The following is a 17,169-nucleotide window of genomic DNA, read 5'->3' on the forward strand; positions in this document are numbered from 1 at the left end:
TTTTGTTTTATCGTTTCATGGCAAAATGCCCTCTGAATTCTTTGGTGACATTGTCTTTTGTGTAAATCAGCTTGAACCAGTAGTCGTCGGAAGGAAGCGCTTTACCATTGTAGGTTCCGTCCCATCCGGGTCCTGACGGATTCAATTCTTTTAGTAATTTTCCGTATCGGTCAAAAATAAGGATTCTAATCGCGTTCAGAACGCTCGACCCTCTGATACTCCAAGTGTCATGAAATCCGTCGCCATTGGGCGTGAAATAATTAGGGAAATCTACCACACTGAAGGTAGTACTGGTCTCTCCGCAGCCATATTTGTTTTTGACTTTTAAAATGTATTCGGCTTCATATAAATTGGTAAATACATTGCTTGTTTGCCAACCCGTGTCATTTACAGAATACAGATAGTCCCCAGAAGGAGGGAATGCTATCGCTGTAACAGTATTATCAATGCCAAAAGCAATCAGTTCGGATGGGTTTGCCGTAACGGAAAAAGGAACAAAAGAATTTTTAGTAGTGAAATTAAATACTGATGAACAGTTAGCAGCATTTGAGATATTGGTCACTTTCACGGAGTACATTCCTTCGGTGGAAATGGTACACTGACTTGAAGTCTGACCTATAATTTCATTTCCGCTCAAGGCATTATAACCGTTGTACCAGATAAATGTATAGTCGTTTTCGGATAAGTAAGTATCTATAATAGCTGGACTTGTTACATTGTAGTCTTTGTCAATACAGATGATATAAGGATCGGTATCTAATTTGTTTTCGGGGTAAGGTCTTACGAAAAGTTCCAGTTCAAGTATTCTGAAACAGCTTGAACTGGTTTCGCTGTCTATGTTTACTCTGCTGTTAAGACGTACATAAATTCGCTGATAATCGGCAATGGTATTTGTGAAGAGCCCTGGATTTACAATATTATTTGAGTTATTTGCAATCGCATCATTTTCATTGATATAGTATTTGAAATCTATGTCGGAAGGAGGTGTGTTCCCGGCCATTTCCATTTCCCTTACTCTTAAATTGAAAGTTTCAAATCCTGTGTTTCCAGAATTGTTACATAGTTCTATTGGTGTTGGATTATTAGTTGCTCCCGGTAAGTCCAATAGGAATAGGTTTAAGGTAGTTGTACTGTAACAGTTGTTGTTAGACGGATCGACTCCTTTTACGAATATCGTTGTAGTTCCTGAAGTAAATGCATTCGGAGTTGGTATGGCGTTTCCGGCTAATAAATCGGCATTCGATTGGTAAAATGTGACTTGTAAAACGGAATTGTTTCCTGTTATTTGTGGAATTCGGCTGGTTAAATCAAATGTGGCCGAATTTGTTCCGCACAGTTTAATTGGCGAAGGTTGAGTAATCAAAGGATTAGGATACACACGGATATCGAAGTTTACAATAGAAACACATTGCGTAAAGGTATCGTATAATCTAATAAAAATGGTTCTGGTGCCTACCGTGATGGGAAGCGCCGCATTTGGATTAATCGGGCTTATGCTGTTTTTTGCATCGTCAAATGTTGTAAAATAACTTGTTTGAACCGTCGGATTTTGGCCTGAAAGGGCTTCGGCATCTTTGGTGTTCAATAAAAAAGTGTCCGATTCACAGAGGTTTACGGCAGAAACGACAGTTTGTACAGGAGGTGTTTTAACAATAATGTTGAATGTGCCTATTCCGTCACAATTGTTGTTGGTTTCAATTCTGGTGTAAACTATTGTGGTCCCAATAGGTAATTGTGATGTATTGGTCAACGGATTTAATTCTGTCGATGCGTCTGACGGAGTCGAATAGAAAGCAATGTCAACATTCGTACTCGGGAAATACGTGTTTTTGATTAAAAGGCGTTGCGCGTTAAAATCGGCAAAACCATAGGTCATATTTAATTCCGGGCAAACAGGAGCCATGTCCGGATAGGTGGTAACACTAGTTGGATTTACTTCCAAATTTATTATTCCAACACCCAACGAAGCACAATTTGGGGAAACGTTTTCATCTATGATTTTTACATATATGTTCTGTAAAAAGGGTGAAGAAGCATTTATGTAATGAACCGGATCAGGTATCAGATTAGTCAAAGCGGCATCCTGGTAAAAGTAAAGGGTCAGTCCCGATGTGTTACTTGTCAAATAATTATAGGCCTGCATCAGGTTGATTTCTGCGATACCGTCAAGGGTAGGAGCAATATAATCACACTGTTCCAAAAGTAATGGTGTTGTGTTGATAACCGGAAGCGCATTTATTCGGACAGCTACAGAATTTGATTGGTTGGTACACAAAGTCTGTTCAGATGTTTGCAGATAGTACGTTGAAGAGGAATTTACTGTTTGATTCGCTGCAGATACGGTAAAAGTGTTTCCATTGGCACCCGGTATCGGATTTCCGTCTTTGTACCATTGATAGGTAAGCGAAAAATTTAAGACGCTGTTTGCATTAGTTGATGTTATGGTGAAACTATCGCCTTCACATATTGTTGCGTCTGCTGCAATTGTTACATTGGGATTTGTAATAAGATGTATCGTATTTGAAACAGCCTCCAAACAAGGATTATTATACACTTTTACAAAATAATCTCCCGGTAAAGTCGGTGTGTAATTAACGGATGTCGCACCGGTGATGGCGGTATTGTTCAAAAACCATTGGTAGGTTAAAATATCTACAGTATTGTTCAGCTGCGCACTGTTAGTTATTGTGCTGTTTAAGGTTGGAGTGGTGTTCAGGCACTGCGTGCCGGTATTTGAAATGCTGACAGCAGGCATGTTATGAAATTTTAATGTTATTTCATCAGAACTCTCCCTTAGTCCAACCGTCGATCCTGATGGATTGGTAGTGATGTCATAGGCGGTGCTTATTACTTTATAAACACCCGTGTCAGAAACTGTGATGGTGTTTGTTGATGATGTAGAATTGCTTGTTGAAGTCAGTAAAATACCATCTTTGTACCAGGTAAAGTTAAATCGCAGGTTTGCAGGATTTCCGGGAAAATCAGAAGTGTCAACTTTCGCCATGAGGTCTTTGGTTTGCGGCTTACAGTAATTGAGTTGTGTGATTTCCTGATTGGATGTGTCAACAATGTCTACTGATGACAAGAAATCACAATCTGAACTTCCGGTACCGGCAATTTGGGCAATTTGAATATTTCCCGGAACATTGGAATAATTGTCAATCAAAAGTACATACAGCTGACCGGATATAGCATTGGGGATGCTTACATTTTCGACACTGTTGCCGGACCAACTGCAGTCTACTTCTTTTGGAATGTCTAACTGACTGCAAATATTGGTTAAGTTGTTAAAAGGTCCCCATAAAACGAAATCCACATCGGTCCCGGCTCCTGACAAACTTGTTTGGGATATTTGAAGCGTTATTGGACCACTGTCCTTAATTTTAATAAAAAACCAAGTCGGGCCTTGGAACGGTAAGCCGATACAAGTAGTGTTGAAGGTTTCATTGTTCCCACCCGTTGAATTTGAAAACGGGATATTGGTAGCGCAGGATTGGTACTGCTGGTAATTGGCTTCCAGCTGAGCACAGGACGACGCGCCACCCTGAGCAAAGGCATAGCCTCTAATCAGTAGACAAAGTACTGTAATTAATTTAACAACGGGTTTCATTTATGGTTTTTTGGGAAAAACAAATGTATAAAATAAATTAACCCTATTTTGAAAGTGATTATAACTTTAAATTTACAGGATTAATATCGTTAATTATTTGCTACGATATAGAAACTGTTGTTCGATGATTTTTATTGTATGGTTTTATTTGACGATATAACATAAACAATTCGCGCGTAAATGATTTACGCGCGAGATGAATATTTTGAAATAAGATATGTGCTTGTTTATTAATAAAGTATAAGCCTTTTTAGTTCTGGTAGGCATGCTTGTAACTTTGTCCCGAAAGGATTTTAAGCATGTCTTTTTCCAATGTTTCTATTGGTCGCTCTACAATGCGATGCAGCTCTTTTCCGTTTTTGTAGAAAATGAAAGTTGGAACATTAGTAACGTTCAAACCCTTTTCAAATTGCTCCGGGGTCTTCTTGTTTTTGTCTACCGCAATCAGGGTAACATTTACGTTGTCGAACTGCAGTGCTTCCAAAATCTTGTAAAATCCGGGTACTTGTTGCTGACTGTCTTCACACCATGTTCCCATAAAAACGGTAATTGTAACGTCTTTCAAATGGTTTTTTAATTCGGTTACAGTGGCAGGATTTGGTTTGTAGTTTTCACGGTTCGGAGTATACCAAAGGCTATAGGGAACTTTTAATAAAGCCTCTTTTGATTGCTTGCCAATTAAAGTGTCTTTAGTTTGAATCACTGTCGTTTCCGTAGTCATACCGGGAATTTGTCTGGACTGCGCATTACAGAAAGCAACCGAAGCCGTTAATGCTAAAAGTGTGATGAATGTTTTCATTGACTAATGTGTGTAATTAGGAATGTCTTCTATAATCATGGTGTTGCCGTCGGCATCGCAGTAGGAACAAGTCATGTCAGTAAAGTCGCAAATCCACTTGTAGGCTCCTGCAGCTGCAGCCTGAATACAAAAAGTTTTATAATCCGTTTGCCCTTGCTGGTGCGTTTTAATAACCCGTTCCAGTTCTAAAGTAGAAGGGTCATTTGATATTTTGATACGCTCGTACTTTGGCTCATCGGTTAACGAAAAATCATTTACCCCGAAGTAAATCGTTTTTCCGTCGGCTACAAAATTCTCGTATTTCAGAACGCCCATGTTTTTAAGTTCGTTCGCATAACGAGGGAAATCGGCTCCTGATTTTACATGACTGTGTGCTTCATGGATTTCTTCCAACGAAAAAGCCGACAATAAGGAATGTCTTGTCATGGCTTTCGGTTTTTCAATTCCCATCAACTCCAAGATAGTCGGAGCCACATCGCCTAAAACACCGTTATAGATTTGTTTTAGTTCTTTGTCAACCAAAATAAGCGGTACCGGATTGGTAGTGTGTGCCGTGTGAGGACTTCCATCAGGATTAACCATGGTTTCACAGTTTCCGTGATCGGCAATTACCAACGTTGTGTAGTTGTTCTCCAAAGCGGTTTCGATGACTTCTTTTACGCAAACATCCACTGCTTCACATGCCTTGATTGCAGCAGCCATTACACCGGTATGTCCTACCATGTCACCATTGGCGAAATTCAGACATACGAAATCCACTTCTCCTTTTTTCAACTCGGCAACCAAGGCATCTTTTAATTCAAATGCGCTCATTTCGGGTTGTAAATCGTAAGTGGCTACTTTTGGCGATGGGCATAAAATGCGGCTTTCGCCAACAAAAGGTTCTTCGCGCCCTCCGGAAAAGAAGAATGTTACATGTGGGTATTTTTCTGTTTCGGCAATCCGGATTTGTTTTTTGTTGTTTTTTTCAAGGATTTCACCCAGTGTTTCGGTTATGTTGTCTTTGTCGTAAATAACATTGACATTTTCGAAAGTATCATCGTAATTGGTCATCGTAACATAATACAATGACATTTTATGCATGTTTTGTTCGTGGAAATCTCTTTGGGATAAGGCTTCAGTTAATTGTCGGCCTCTATCCGTCCTGAAATTGAAAAAGATTACGACATCGTCTTCCTTAATGGTGGCAATCGGCTTGTTGTTCATGTCGACCATCACAATCGGTTCAATGAATTCATCGGTTACATGATTATGATAACTTGCCAGTATGCTGTTTACGGCATTGATGGAATGAACTCCCTTTCCGTTTACCACAAGATCATAGGCTTTTTTAACACGTTCCCAGCGTTTGTCCCTGTCCATGGCATAATAACGCCCAACCACGGAAGCCAGTTTTGCAGAGGAACTTTGCAGATATTCTTCTAAATCCTGAATGTATTTTGCACCGGATTTCGGATCCACGTCGCGACCGTCGGTAAAAGCGTGAACGAATACATTTTTCAAACCGAAATCATTAGCAGCATCCAACAAACCTCTTAAATGAGCTGTGTGCGAGTGTACCCCGCCATCAGAAACCAAGCCTAAAAAGTGTACGTTCTTATTGTTTTCCTTTGCGTAGGTAAAAGCGTCATTAAGCACTTTTTCCTGATTTAAGGATTTGTGCTCAACAGCCAGATTAATTTTTGCCAGATCCTGATAAACAATTCGTCCGGCACCAAGGTTCATGTGACCTACTTCCGAATTTCCCATCTGTCCATCGGGTAAACCTACATTTAATCCGTCGGTTCTTAATTGCGCATTCGGATATTTCGCATACAAACTATTTATGAAAGGAACGTTTGCATTGTCTATAGCGGAAACTTTCGGGTCGGGAGATTTACCCCAACCGTCCAAAATCATTAATATTACTTTCTTGTTCATGGTATTATAGCCAATTTTTGGCTTTGTTATAATCAATAAAATATTTAATACTTACAGAAAAAGTATGGTTTAAGTCATTCTGTAAAGTATGTGCTAAGTTATCAATTATATTTTTATTTAAACGCTGTTCGTAATGCGTGGCGTTATTTCTGTATAAAACTGATACCTGGCTTCCTGGGGCAAACCACCACGTATATGACAAATCGTAATTCCACGACTTAAAATTGTCGTTGTGGTTTTCGTCATAAGTCGTGTTGGGTTCATAGAACCCGTTTTCAAGAAGTGTCAGGAAGTTCAATATTTCAGAATAAGACCAATAATAACGAACCCTTAGATTGAATGTCATCTTACTGTTAATGGCGTATTTTCCACTAACCGAATTTTCTATCGTTGTTACATTTCTGTTGGCAAATATTATATCTGTTTCTGTGCTGGCCACATACCCTTTGTCATCGTTGTCTCTGGCCATATTCAGTGCGTAGGTCAGGAAAAGCTTGTCGTTGAAACGGTAGCGCGGACTCAAATTAAATCCGTACGAATTGCGTTTGTCCTGTTCGTAAACATAGAAATACGGGTTGAAATCGATGGCGAAAGGGTTGTTGTAATTGGAGGAATAATAGATATAGCTTCCTATGCTTTTAGGGCGGTATACATAACGGCCTTCGGTTCTGGGCTGATAAAAGTCGTAGGTAATTATTGGGTTTAAGTCGATACCAATCCCGAAATCGTCGTTCTTTTTGTTTGATGCACTCATACTTCCGCTGAACCACGCGTTCTGTACCAATCCGGTATCGTTTTGCCATTCCAGGGAAGTGCTGGCATTCAGGAAAAATGAGTTGAACAGTTTAGTGGGGTTTAAGATCCGGTAGCTGAAATTGGCAAAAGTATTATGGTAATTGTTGGTGAAATTGAGTCCCAGGTCATTGATGTCATAATTCTTCGAAACATAATTTCCTCCGCCGTTGAAACGGTATTTTCCAAATGTTTTGGCGAAATAGATGTTGGTGTTGAATCCGTTTTTATCTTCGATATCGTTTATGTGATTGTATTTGAAATTTCCTGAAAGCTTATAGGTATTAGCTTTGGTGTTCAGGTCAAACAGTACCGCCGAAACATTTGCATCTTTAAAACTACCGTCTCTCATTACGTTGGTATTCACGAAACTGATGGAAGAGTTTTTTCTGAAACGTTGATCGAATACCATCACATTGTAATTCGCCAAAGGTTCTACGACTACACCTCTTTTATCACCGGTTACCGTATTTACAACGGTAGCTTTTGTTTCTTTTGTAACAGCATTTAAGATTCCGATTCCCAATCCTTTGGATGTTCTTCCCGAAATTTTTAACGCATTGAGCAAATCAATAGTTTGGGGCATTTTCTCAACCTCTTCATTTTCGTCCAAAACAACGTCTCCTGAAGGTGTGCTTCCTATCCTTCTTGAATAAAATAAAGACCCTTTGTTGAATAAATCGGTGCCTTCAGTGAAGAAGCTGCGGTTTTCGTTCAGTTGCTGTTCAAAAGGACCAAGGTTCAGGATTTTATTATCAAAAGTAGTCTGTCCGAAATCCGGTACTAAAATAGCGTCCAGCGTGAAGGAATCGTTGATGCCGTATTTAATATCCATTCCTCCTTTAAAGGTGGTTTCCGTTCCGTCAGTTTCATTGTGATTTACATAACCCGATGCATAAGGAATAAAGAATAGTCGGATGGGAGGTTTAATGTTTTCGATTCCATTTAAAATCCCGGCTTGTTGGGTTATGTTTCCGATGTTGGCGTCGATTTTGTTCCAGGCATATTTTTGTTTTTTGTAACGTACCTCCCTAAACAGGTTAAGACCCCATACCTGTTGGTCTTTTGATGAGAATCTTATGGCGGCATAGGGTATTTTCATTTCCACAACCCAACCAAAATCAGTAATTCTTGCTTCACTGTGCCAGACAGCGTCCCACGAATAATCTTCCCCGGTTTCCTGAGTGGCGATACAGTCCATTTGTGTTCCTGCGGCGCTTACAATCAGACGGAAGTCCTGTTGACCGTCATTGTATCCGTTCAGAAATACACCAAAATGATCGGAGGTTCCAAAATTATCCCTTTGGGTGATTTCTTTGAGAAGTTTTTCTTTTTTTTGGTACATTTCTGCAGCTACATAGATGCCTTCATCGTCATAAGCAATTCGTACAATGGTTTTTTCTTCGGCGAGTTCCGGTTTTCCGTTGTCGGGCTGAAACATTATAAAATCGGTTGCTTTTTCGGTTTTTTCCCAGAACGGTTCATCCAGCTTTCCGTCTATGGTTACGTTTTGGTCTATTTTTAAGGCGGTAAGTGTTTTTTTTGCCGAAACAGTCGTGGTGGCATTCGTTGGATTGTCTTGAGAAAAGACTATAGAAGAGCAAATAAAGCTTAATAAAAAGGACAGCTTTAATTTCATTTTTTGATTTTTTTGATGACTGACATGTCAAAGATAAATATTTCCCTAAAGCCTTATGAATATTAAGAAATGTTTAACTAAGACGATACTAAACTATCGACGAAACGTTAAATTTTACCGATAAAATGCAAAAAAAATTTGGTAGAATAGAATATTTGTATACTTTTGGCTCGTTGCAATTGAGTTATAATAAATAGAATATCAATGAGTTACAAGTTTTTTCCAGTTTTACTAATGTCTTTTTTACCAATGAAGTCTCATTCGGTAACCAGATACGGTAATCCGAAAGTATTGGCTTCGGTTTCCAAAAATACATTGGAATTGAAAATTAAAGATTTGTATAATTCTTTAAAATTGAATTCTTTTTCAATGCCTAAAATGGAAGCTTTTTCAAAAGCGGTTCAGGGTTATATCCAATTGAGAGAACAAGGTGTTGTTCAAAAGGATATTTTGACTATTGTTGATTTTAGTTTGTCTTCCACTCAAAAACGTCTATGGGTTATAGATATGGTGACTAATACCATTTTATTGCAGTCTGTAGTGTCGCACGGAAGAAACAGCGGAGAAGAATTTGCGAATTCTTTTTCCAACGAATCAAATTCCAATAAAAGCAGTTTAGGTTTTTACACTACCGGTGAAACTTATAATGGTAAACACGGACTATCCTTAAAGTTGGATGGTTTGGAATACGGAATTAACAATAATGCAAGAAACAGAGCGGTTGTAATGCACGGTGCGGATTATGCTGCGGAAGGTATTATCAAACAACAAGGAAGATTAGGAAGAAGCCAGGGTTGTCCTGCAGTTCCTTATGCGATTCATAAAGAAATCATTAACCTGATAAAAAACAAATCGTGTTTGTTCATTTATCACCCTACAAGTTCTTATGAGAAACAATCAAAACTAATCTCGTAGTTTTTGATATAAATCGGCATCTAGATTATAGATGTCGGGCCGGAATTGAAATCCATCCTCATTTATCCAGGTTGTCCAGTACAACAGATGAATGAGGATGTGTTTTTTTAGAGGAATCCCGGAGGTTTTACCGCTTGCAATGATTTTTTTCACACGTTTCTGGTTCATGACGTTTTCATCGGTTTCGAGTAGGTAATAGGCTAAATCCAACGGATTCTCTACGCGGACACATCCGGAACTTAAAGAACGCCCGGTCAATTCGAATAACTCCTTATGATTCGTATCGTGCAGATAAACTAAATGTCCGTTTGGAAAATTAAATTTAACCAATCCCAATGAATTGTTTTCACCCGGTTTTTGCACGTAGCGGTAATTGTTAGGTTTGGCTGCATTCCAGTGGGATGGGGCGACTTCCTGACCGTTGGAATCATAAATGGTTATTCTGGTTGCGGCAAAATAGCCTCTGTTTTGGGAGGCAGTCGGACCTAAATCTTCTTTTATGATTGTTGGAGGAACCGTCCAGGTCGGATTGATCACAAGGTTGCTTAAATGGGAGGATAAAACAGGAGTCTGGCGCTTATCTTTTCCGACTACTACTTTGTGAACCCTTGCGGTGTCATTGCCTTTTATCGCGTATAATTTAAATTCGGGAATATTGATGATGATATAATCCTTGCCTAAATGTCTGGGGAACCATCTCCAGCGCTCCAGATTCGCAATGATTTGGTTTTTGCGTTGTTCCTTTGAAGCATTCATGGCAATAACAGTGTTTTTTCCGATAACCCCATCAGCCAATAAACCATGACGTTTCTGAAAGCGTTTTACGGCTTCAATGGTTTTGTTGTCGTAATTGTTGGTATAACTGCTGTCTTCATTAGTAAAGTCACCCCAGTAAGCTAGTCTTTTTTTGATTGCTTTTATAGCTGGTTTTGATTCGTTGGGGTTTATTTTGTCAATAATCCTGATGGAATCAAAATGATCTTCCGGCATTTCGTTTATTTTTTTCAGGCTCTTTTTTAAAAGATGATAAGCGAGATGATTGGGTTTTAGGGTATCTAATGTTTTGTAGATTTCATGGTGCCTGATTGCCTCCTGAAGTAAATCGATGGCTTTAATCTTTTTATTGCCGGTATCCCAGTTGCCGTATAATTGTTTTGGGTTTAATTTTCCGTTATATAAATGATTGGCAAATTTATGGAAAGATTCGGTCAACAGGATGTCAAAATTGACTATTTCGATGGGTGATAATTTGGTTTTTGTGTTGTCCTGTTTTTCCAATGAGTTAAAATTGTAATCGCCAGGGTTCAGCCCTTCTTCCTCGGATTCTTTTATTAAAGCAATAAGCGCTTTTCGGTCCTCATTTTCAGTCCATACCGTTTTAAAAAGATTGTTACGATAGAATTCTTTTATCTGCCCCGATTTGTCCCATAACAACGTGCTGTCAAAAGCTATGGAATTCGGTGCGTTAATCGGAATTACTTTAGGAGGGGTCTGTTGGTTGTTTTTTGCCAAAGCAACCTCTTTTTTACAATTCATAAAAAGTACAGGAAGTAAAAAAAAGAGGTATTTGCAGGACATGGTGAATATTATTTTAAAACTTTGTAAGTTACAAAAAATACTGTCGCTGTCATTGTTTTTTAACATTTTAAAGACGTTTGTACATGATGTAATGCGTGCCGACCCCCTCAATTTCAAACGCATCACCATTAATTTTATATCCTAATTTTTCATAAAAGGAGACGGCTTTCTGTCTGGCATTAAACCAAATCAGTTTTCCGTTTTTCTCTTTTACGTAGTGTTCGGCCTTTTTTACCAATTGTTCGCCAAAGCCCATGCGTTGGTGATTTTCCAGTACGGCCATACCCCGCATCTGGAATTGGTTTTCAATAGTGCATTCAGGATATTTTGTTTTGTAGATTGAAACTACCGCAAGCAATTCTTCGTTTTCCGAAAGTCCGAAGTGGGCAGTGGTTCCCAAATTATCCCCATCAAAATGACAACTTTCGATTGGTTTGCCCGGTCTTAAAACGGGTTGTCTGACAGGAAAAGTATCTTCGGCTTCTATTTGACGGATTAAAATCATAAATTTTCAGTTGTGTTTAAAGGTGAATAACTTGCTAAAAATAAAACGATTATCTATTAGATGGGGCAATGCTCTAAAAGTTGCTTCAATTTACGGGTTATTTTTTTAAAAAAAAGTTTGTTTTTAGAAAAAATATTTATCTATATTTGCACCGAAATAATGCGGAAGTAGCTCAGTTGGTAGAGCTCCAGCCTTCCAAGCTGGTTGTCGCGAGTTCGAGCCTCGTCTTCCGCTCCAAAAACTTAGATGAAAGTTTTAAAAGATCATCACCTGCGGAAGTAGCTCAGTTGGTAGAGCTCCAGCCTTCCAAGCTGGTTGTCGCGAGTTCGAGCCTCGTCTTCCGCTCCAAGCCTCAAGCGAAAGTTTGAGGTTTTTTTGTTTATAGAAGTTTTTGAAACATAATTTAAACAACTTTAAACAATGCCATTATTATTTCGAAAGCAATCAGAATAATGATGATCCATTCCAAACGATGACTTTCGCGAACATTCAAAACATCTGTAAACAAGGTAAGGTTGTCTTCAACAATCTGTAAGCGATAATCCAAATCTTTAAAACGGGGATGGATGTCGAAATTATTCTTCAGATTCCGATTCAGCAGATTGAGTTCTTCGTTGTCCCAAACCAGATTGGGGTCGTCCAAGATGTATAAATTGTCAACAATGCTGTTTTTAACGTTCAGTACCTTTCCTATGTATTTCAGTAAATTGGTTTTGGAAATGCTTAACCTTCCTTTTTGCTCCAATTCCAGAATGTAATGTTTTGAAGAAGTTATAAGTTCGTCGGAAAGTATCTCGTAGTATTCCAACGCAACGGATTGCCCAGTGTTGAGCATCACAATGCGCAATAAAGAAGCATCAATTTTCGATGTGATGACAAAGTTGTTCTTGACAATTATTTTATCGGCAGATTCATTTGTTTTGATAATGTATTCCTCGGATAAATTCAGATCGACCGGATTTATGGCGTAATTTTTTACGAAGTTCAGGAATTCACTTTTGGCGATAGGGTCATAGTTGGCAAAAACAACTACACCGTAATCAAAAATATAAAGATAACGATCGGTCTCCGTAAGTACGTAAAATACTTCGGAAGTCGAACCGGAAAAAGCTTCGGTGCGAAATTCGGTGCGGAATTTCTTGATATTAAAAGATTCCGCAATCTGGATGGCCTCGATTCGAATTTCCATAACCAACTGATTTATACAAATTTAAGAAAAAATTCTTACTAAATTTGTATTAATCAGTATGGATTTAAAATGGGTTTATTTTAAGTCGGATAAATCGGCTCCGGTTTCGAGTTCCACGGCTTCCTGGTTTTGCTTGAATAACCTTGCCGGCAAAGCGCCTTTTAGGGTGATTTTTTTATCATGGACTTCGAGCCAGCTTCCTTCACGTAACCCCAAAACAGGCTGCGTGTTGAAATGATGAAACTCATTTATGCGGGTCTCACGGGTCTCTCCCATATGTGTAGAACCTTCGATTGGATCGAGATAATGCGGGTTTATATTAAATGGAACAAAGGCCAATGTGTTAAAACTCGGCGGATAGACGATTGGCATATCGTTGGTGGTTCCCATGGTGAGTCCGCAAATATTGCTTCCGGCAGAGGTTCCTAAATAAGGTGTACCGGTTTTTACGACTTTCTCAAGCGTTTCAATGATTCCGGTTTTATATAATTGGGTAACCAACAGAAAAGTATTGCCACCACCGGTAAAAATACCTTCAGCCTGTTGCAATGCTTCTATCGGGTTTTCAAATTCGTGAATTCCGTTTACCGTAATGTCAATTTTTGAAAAAGCTTCATTTACTTTTTTGGTATAGTCATCGTGTGAAACTCCACCCGGTCTTGCGTAGGGGATGAAAAGAATTTTTCTGATTCCGTTGAAATGTGTTTTTAGGGTTGGAAGCAAATATTCCAAATAATTTCCATCGTACAAGGTTGAGGTGCTTGCAATAATAATTCGTTTCATTTTCAAATCTTTGGCACAAAGGTAAATATTTTAGAAAATGAAATGTAAGATTCGGATTTCCGGTTTAACAAAAAATTACAAATTTGTTGACATAAATTGGCAAACTTGGCTGATATTTTTACAAAGTGTTATAATTGTTGTTTTTTAGAGATCTTTTCTTTTCCATGTAACTCATGCCGATTTATCGAATTGTTGTCGGATTTTTTTAAAAAACGTCATTATTTGCATTATGCATCTATCAGTAATTCAGATAATTAGCGTAACTTTAAGGTGTAATGTTTTCACTACATTTTTGGTTGTCTGTCAAACTGGGATTGTCATAAGAAATAGGAATTGGGTTGGTTTTTCCAACAAACTGTTTTAAAGCTAGTGTAGATGAAAAATAAATTACTTTTTGTTTCTTTTTTTATTGTGACGATTTGTTTCGCTCAAAATGTAAAACTCCTAAATGGTAAAGTGGTTGCCGATGTTAAGGATCTGCAGGGCGTTAATATAGTGAATCTGGCTTCGGGAAAAGAAGTGGCTACCGCGGAAGAAGGATTGTTTTCAATTTATGCAAAACCCGGCGATACGTTGGTTTTAACGTCCGTTCAGTTGAATGAGAGACGAATCGTTATCGAAAAAGAGGATTTTGATTATCTGCCTTTTGTGGTAAAAATGAGGTTGAAAGTGACCCAGTTAAATGAAGTTGTAATCACCGAGAGCGGCATCAATGCCGTTAGTTTGGGGATTGTTCCGAAGGGAATGAAAAAGTACACGCCTGCAGAACGGAGGTATTATACGGCCACTACAGGTTCGGGGATAGTTTCTGTAGATGCCGTAATTAATGCTATAAACGGAAAAAATAAACAACTGAAAAAAGAAATCAAAGTGGAGCGCTCGGAACTGCTTCAGCAGAAACTGTCCGCCCTGTTTGATGAAGCTTATTTTACTGAAGAATTAAAGATTCCGCCCACACAGGTAAACGGTTTTTTTGTTTTCGCAGCCGAAAATCAGGAATTGGCCAATCAGGTAAAACAAAAACACAAACCGCTGATAGAGTTGGAATTGGTAAAACTGGCCTCGGAATATCTTAAACGATTGTCTGATGAAAAGTAGGTCGTTTTTTGTTTTCTTTTTTATTGTGTCGATTTGCGCTGCTCAAAATGCAAAAATTTTAAACGGAAAAGTGATTGCCGATGTGAGGGATTTGAAAGGTATTAATGTAGAGAATCAGGTTTCCGGAACAGTAGTGGCGACTTTGGAAGACGGATCTTTTTCAATTTATGCAAAGCCCGGGGATACGTTGGTTCTTACCTCTGTTCAGTTAAATGAGAAACGAATTGTTATTGAAAAAGAAGATTTTGATTATCTGCCTTTTTTGGTGAAAATGAGCGTAAGGGTAATTCAATTAAAAGAAGTTGTAATCGAAAAAAGCAGCATTACCGCAGAAAGTTTGGGTTTGGTGCGCAAAGGAATGAAAACGCTCTCGCCGGAGGATAGAGCCGTGACAAGATATTATAAAGCCCAAACAGGACCGGTAAAAGCGTTGATTTACGCGCTGGACGGAACGGCTAAAAGGCGAAAAATAGCAATTAAGGCCACAGTTAAGAGTCAAATGTTACACGATAAACTTAAGTTGATGTTTAGTGAAGCTTATTTTGTTGAAGAACTGAAGATTCCGTCGGAAAACCTGAACGGATTTTATGTTTTCGCCTCCGAAAATCAGGCATTGGCGGATGTCATGCAAAAGAAAAACAAATGGCTGATAAAATTTGAATTGGTAAAACTGGCGTCTGAATATAATAAACGATTGTCCGATGAAAAGTAAAATGCTTATTTTTTTGATGCTGTTGCCGTTAACCGCAATGGCTCAAGATGTTAACCGGGTATTACTCAAGGGAACAGTGGTTGCCGATTCCCTTGATGTGGATAATATTGTTGTTAGAAACACCACATCGAAAAAGATAATAATTACGGATGATAAAGGGAATTTCAGTTTGTTCGTAAAAGAAAAGGATACGTTGGTTTTTAGCGCTATCGCCTTTAATTCATCGGTATTGATTATCAACAAATCACACCTCGAAGATAAAATAGTAAAAATACGTCTTTCAGTTAAAATTAACGAACTCGATGAGATTTTGGTACGACCTTACACGTTAAGTGGCAATCTGGAAGCGGATTCCAAAAACCTCAAAATCAAAACGGTTGATATTGATGAAAAAAAGATAGATTTCTCCAATCCGTTGCCCAGATATAACAAGGTAGACAACTCGTTGGCGCAGATTACTCCCGGAAGCGGAAACAGTTTCAGCGGAATGGATTTTGTGGCACTGGGTAAAAAAGCCAAAAATGCCATATTTGGGCGCAAGCACAAAGAAGAGAAAATCGAATATGTTACCGATAAAATATTCTCTGAAGGGGTAAAAGAGAAATTTGACCCGCAATTCTTTACCGAAACACTTAAACTCAAACCGGAAGAAATCGATTTGTTCCTGGCGTATTGTGATGATACTTCCCCGGAAAGCAGGGTTTTGCTTAATCCGAAAAAAGAATTCGAACTGATTGATTTTCTGCAGAAAAAAAGTGAAGAATATCATAAAAAAAACCAGTAAATAGTTTCTTTTACTACATTTGGCACATGAGGAAATATTTCCAGTTTCTTTTGCCAGTGTTCCTTTTTGTTGTGCTGAGCTCTTTTGCTTTGCACAAGTTCTATGTTGGTGTCTATCAGATAAATTATTCGGACAAGAAAAAAGAGGTTCAGGTAACGGCCCGCTTGTTTATTGACGATATTGAAAAGGCCCTTCAAACCAAATACAAAAAGAAACTGTATCTGGCAACTCCCAAGGAAATTGCGGAAACCAACGAACTTCTTAAAAGTTATCTTTCCGAAAAAATGGAGCTGACCGTGAACGGAAAGTCCAAAAACCTGAAATTTTTAGGGAAAGAAACCGAAGACAATGTGCTAATTTGTTATCTTACCACACCGGTTTCTGAAAAAATAAAATCGATGGCGATAAATAATTCTGTGTTAACCGAAATTTATCCCGAACAACAAAATATCATCCATTTCAATATTTATGGTAACAAAAAGAGTTTGTTGCTGACAGATAGTGAGACAAACGGTGAAGTACAATTTTAGAAAACAAACAAAACAACATAAAACATGAGGAAATCAGTTTCAGTTTTTTCATTGGTAGCGTTGGCAGTTCCTTTTATTGCCTTGGCACAGGAAACAAAACCGGCCGATAAAAAGAGAGAGTCTGGACATGGTGATACCAATAAATTCAGTCAGATGTACCATGAGATGGCCACGCCGAACTCTTACAGAACGGCTTCAGGTGCTCCGGGACCGGCTTATTATCAGCAACAGGCGGATTATAAAATCAACGTCGAACTGGATGATAAAAACACCAGATTATACGGAACCGAAACGATAACGTATCACAATAATTCT

At 38.5% G+C, this 17,169-nt stretch carries 13 protein-coding genes, 2 tRNA genes and 1 pseudogene; 8 read left to right on the forward strand and 8 right to left on the reverse strand.

Features of this window, described 5'->3' with window-relative positions:
• Positions 1-7: 7 nt before the first annotated feature.
• The 4 genes from VLB74_RS11175 to VLB74_RS11190 form a co-directional block, all read right to left on the reverse strand.
• A complete protein-coding gene (locus VLB74_RS11175; protein WP_325203541.1) occupies positions 8-3,610 on the reverse strand; it encodes a T9SS type B sorting domain-containing protein in 3,603 nt (1,200 codons plus the stop codon).
• 250 nt (positions 3,611-3,860) lie between these two features.
• Positions 3,861-4,409 carry a thioredoxin family protein gene (locus VLB74_RS11180; RefSeq protein WP_325203542.1) on the reverse strand — a complete coding sequence of 183 codons (549 nt, stop codon included), beginning with the start codon at positions 4,407-4,409 and terminating at the stop codon, positions 3,861-3,863.
• Between the two features lie 3 nt (positions 4,410-4,412).
• A complete protein-coding gene (gene gpmI / locus VLB74_RS11185; RefSeq protein ID WP_325203543.1) occupies positions 4,413-6,329 on the reverse strand; it encodes a 2,3-bisphosphoglycerate-independent phosphoglycerate mutase in 1,917 nt (638 codons plus the stop codon).
• A gap of 4 nt (positions 6,330-6,333) precedes the next feature.
• A complete protein-coding gene (locus tag VLB74_RS11190; RefSeq protein ID WP_325203544.1) occupies positions 6,334-8,760 on the reverse strand; it encodes a DUF5916 domain-containing protein in 2,427 nt (808 codons plus the stop codon).
• A gap of 249 nt (positions 8,761-9,009) precedes the next feature.
• On the opposite strand from VLB74_RS11190, the gene VLB74_RS11195 reads away from it, so the two are divergent.
• Entirely contained in the window at positions 9,010-9,675 is a 666-nt protein-coding gene (locus VLB74_RS11195; protein ID WP_325203545.1) for a murein L,D-transpeptidase catalytic domain family protein, read from the forward strand.
• Here VLB74_RS11195 and VLB74_RS11200 read toward each other — a convergent pair.
• Positions 9,664-11,211 carry a L,D-transpeptidase family protein gene (locus VLB74_RS11200; RefSeq protein ID WP_325203546.1) on the reverse strand — a complete coding sequence of 516 codons (1,548 nt, stop codon included), beginning with the start codon at positions 11,209-11,211 and terminating at the stop codon, positions 9,664-9,666. The two genes, VLB74_RS11195 and VLB74_RS11200, sit on opposite strands and share 12 nt — an antisense overlap.
• Before the next feature lie 109 nt (positions 11,212-11,320).
• Positions 11,321-11,758 (reverse strand): GNAT family N-acetyltransferase, encoded by a 438-nt coding sequence (locus tag VLB74_RS11205; RefSeq protein WP_325203547.1) that lies wholly within the window; start codon positions 11,756-11,758, stop codon positions 11,321-11,323.
• 161 nt (positions 11,759-11,919) lie between these two features.
• Here VLB74_RS11205 and VLB74_RS11210 point away from each other — a divergent pair.
• A tRNA-Gly gene (locus VLB74_RS11210) sits at positions 11,920-11,995 on the forward strand.
• A gap of 35 nt (positions 11,996-12,030) precedes the next feature.
• Positions 12,031-12,106 (forward strand) — tRNA-Gly (locus VLB74_RS11215).
• Between the two features lie 55 nt (positions 12,107-12,161).
• On the opposite strand, the gene VLB74_RS11220 is transcribed toward VLB74_RS11215, so the two are convergent.
• Positions 12,162-12,947: an RMD1 family protein gene (locus VLB74_RS11220; protein WP_325203548.1), complete on the reverse strand. Its 786-nt coding sequence runs from the start codon at positions 12,945-12,947 to the stop codon at positions 12,162-12,164.
• 75 nt (positions 12,948-13,022) lie between these two features.
• On the reverse strand, positions 13,023-13,730 hold the full coding sequence (pepE, locus tag VLB74_RS11225; RefSeq protein ID WP_325203549.1) for a dipeptidase PepE: 708 nt from the start codon (positions 13,728-13,730) through the stop codon (positions 13,023-13,025).
• 375 nt (positions 13,731-14,105) lie between these two features.
• Here pepE and VLB74_RS11230 point away from each other — a divergent pair, with 375 nt between their 5' ends.
• The 5 genes and pseudogenes from VLB74_RS11230 to VLB74_RS11250 form a co-directional block, all read left to right on the forward strand.
• Complete coding sequence (locus VLB74_RS11230) at positions 14,106-14,828, forward strand: hypothetical protein (RefSeq protein ID WP_325203550.1); 723 nt, start codon at positions 14,106-14,108, stop codon at positions 14,826-14,828.
• Positions 14,818-15,540: a hypothetical protein gene (locus VLB74_RS11235; RefSeq protein ID WP_325203551.1), complete on the forward strand. Its 723-nt coding sequence runs from the start codon at positions 14,818-14,820 to the stop codon at positions 15,538-15,540. The genes VLB74_RS11230 and VLB74_RS11235 overlap by 11 nt, the downstream gene beginning before the upstream one ends.
• Complete coding sequence (locus VLB74_RS11240; RefSeq protein WP_325203552.1) at positions 15,530-16,324, forward strand: hypothetical protein; 795 nt, start codon at positions 15,530-15,532, stop codon at positions 16,322-16,324. Before VLB74_RS11235 ends, VLB74_RS11240 begins: the two co-directional genes overlap by 11 nt.
• 26 nt (positions 16,325-16,350) lie before the next feature.
• Complete coding sequence (locus VLB74_RS11245) at positions 16,351-16,854, forward strand: DUF6702 family protein (protein ID WP_325203553.1); 504 nt, start codon at positions 16,351-16,353, stop codon at positions 16,852-16,854.
• Positions 16,855-16,878: 24 nt separating this feature from the next.
• Positions 16,879-17,169, forward strand: a pseudogene (locus VLB74_RS11250) (M1 family peptidase); the annotation flags it as partial.

Origin of the sequence: Flavobacterium sp. (assembly GCF_035456225.1) — a bacterium.
In the GTDB taxonomy this organism is placed as follows: domain Bacteria; phylum Bacteroidota; class Bacteroidia; order Flavobacteriales; family Flavobacteriaceae; genus Flavobacterium.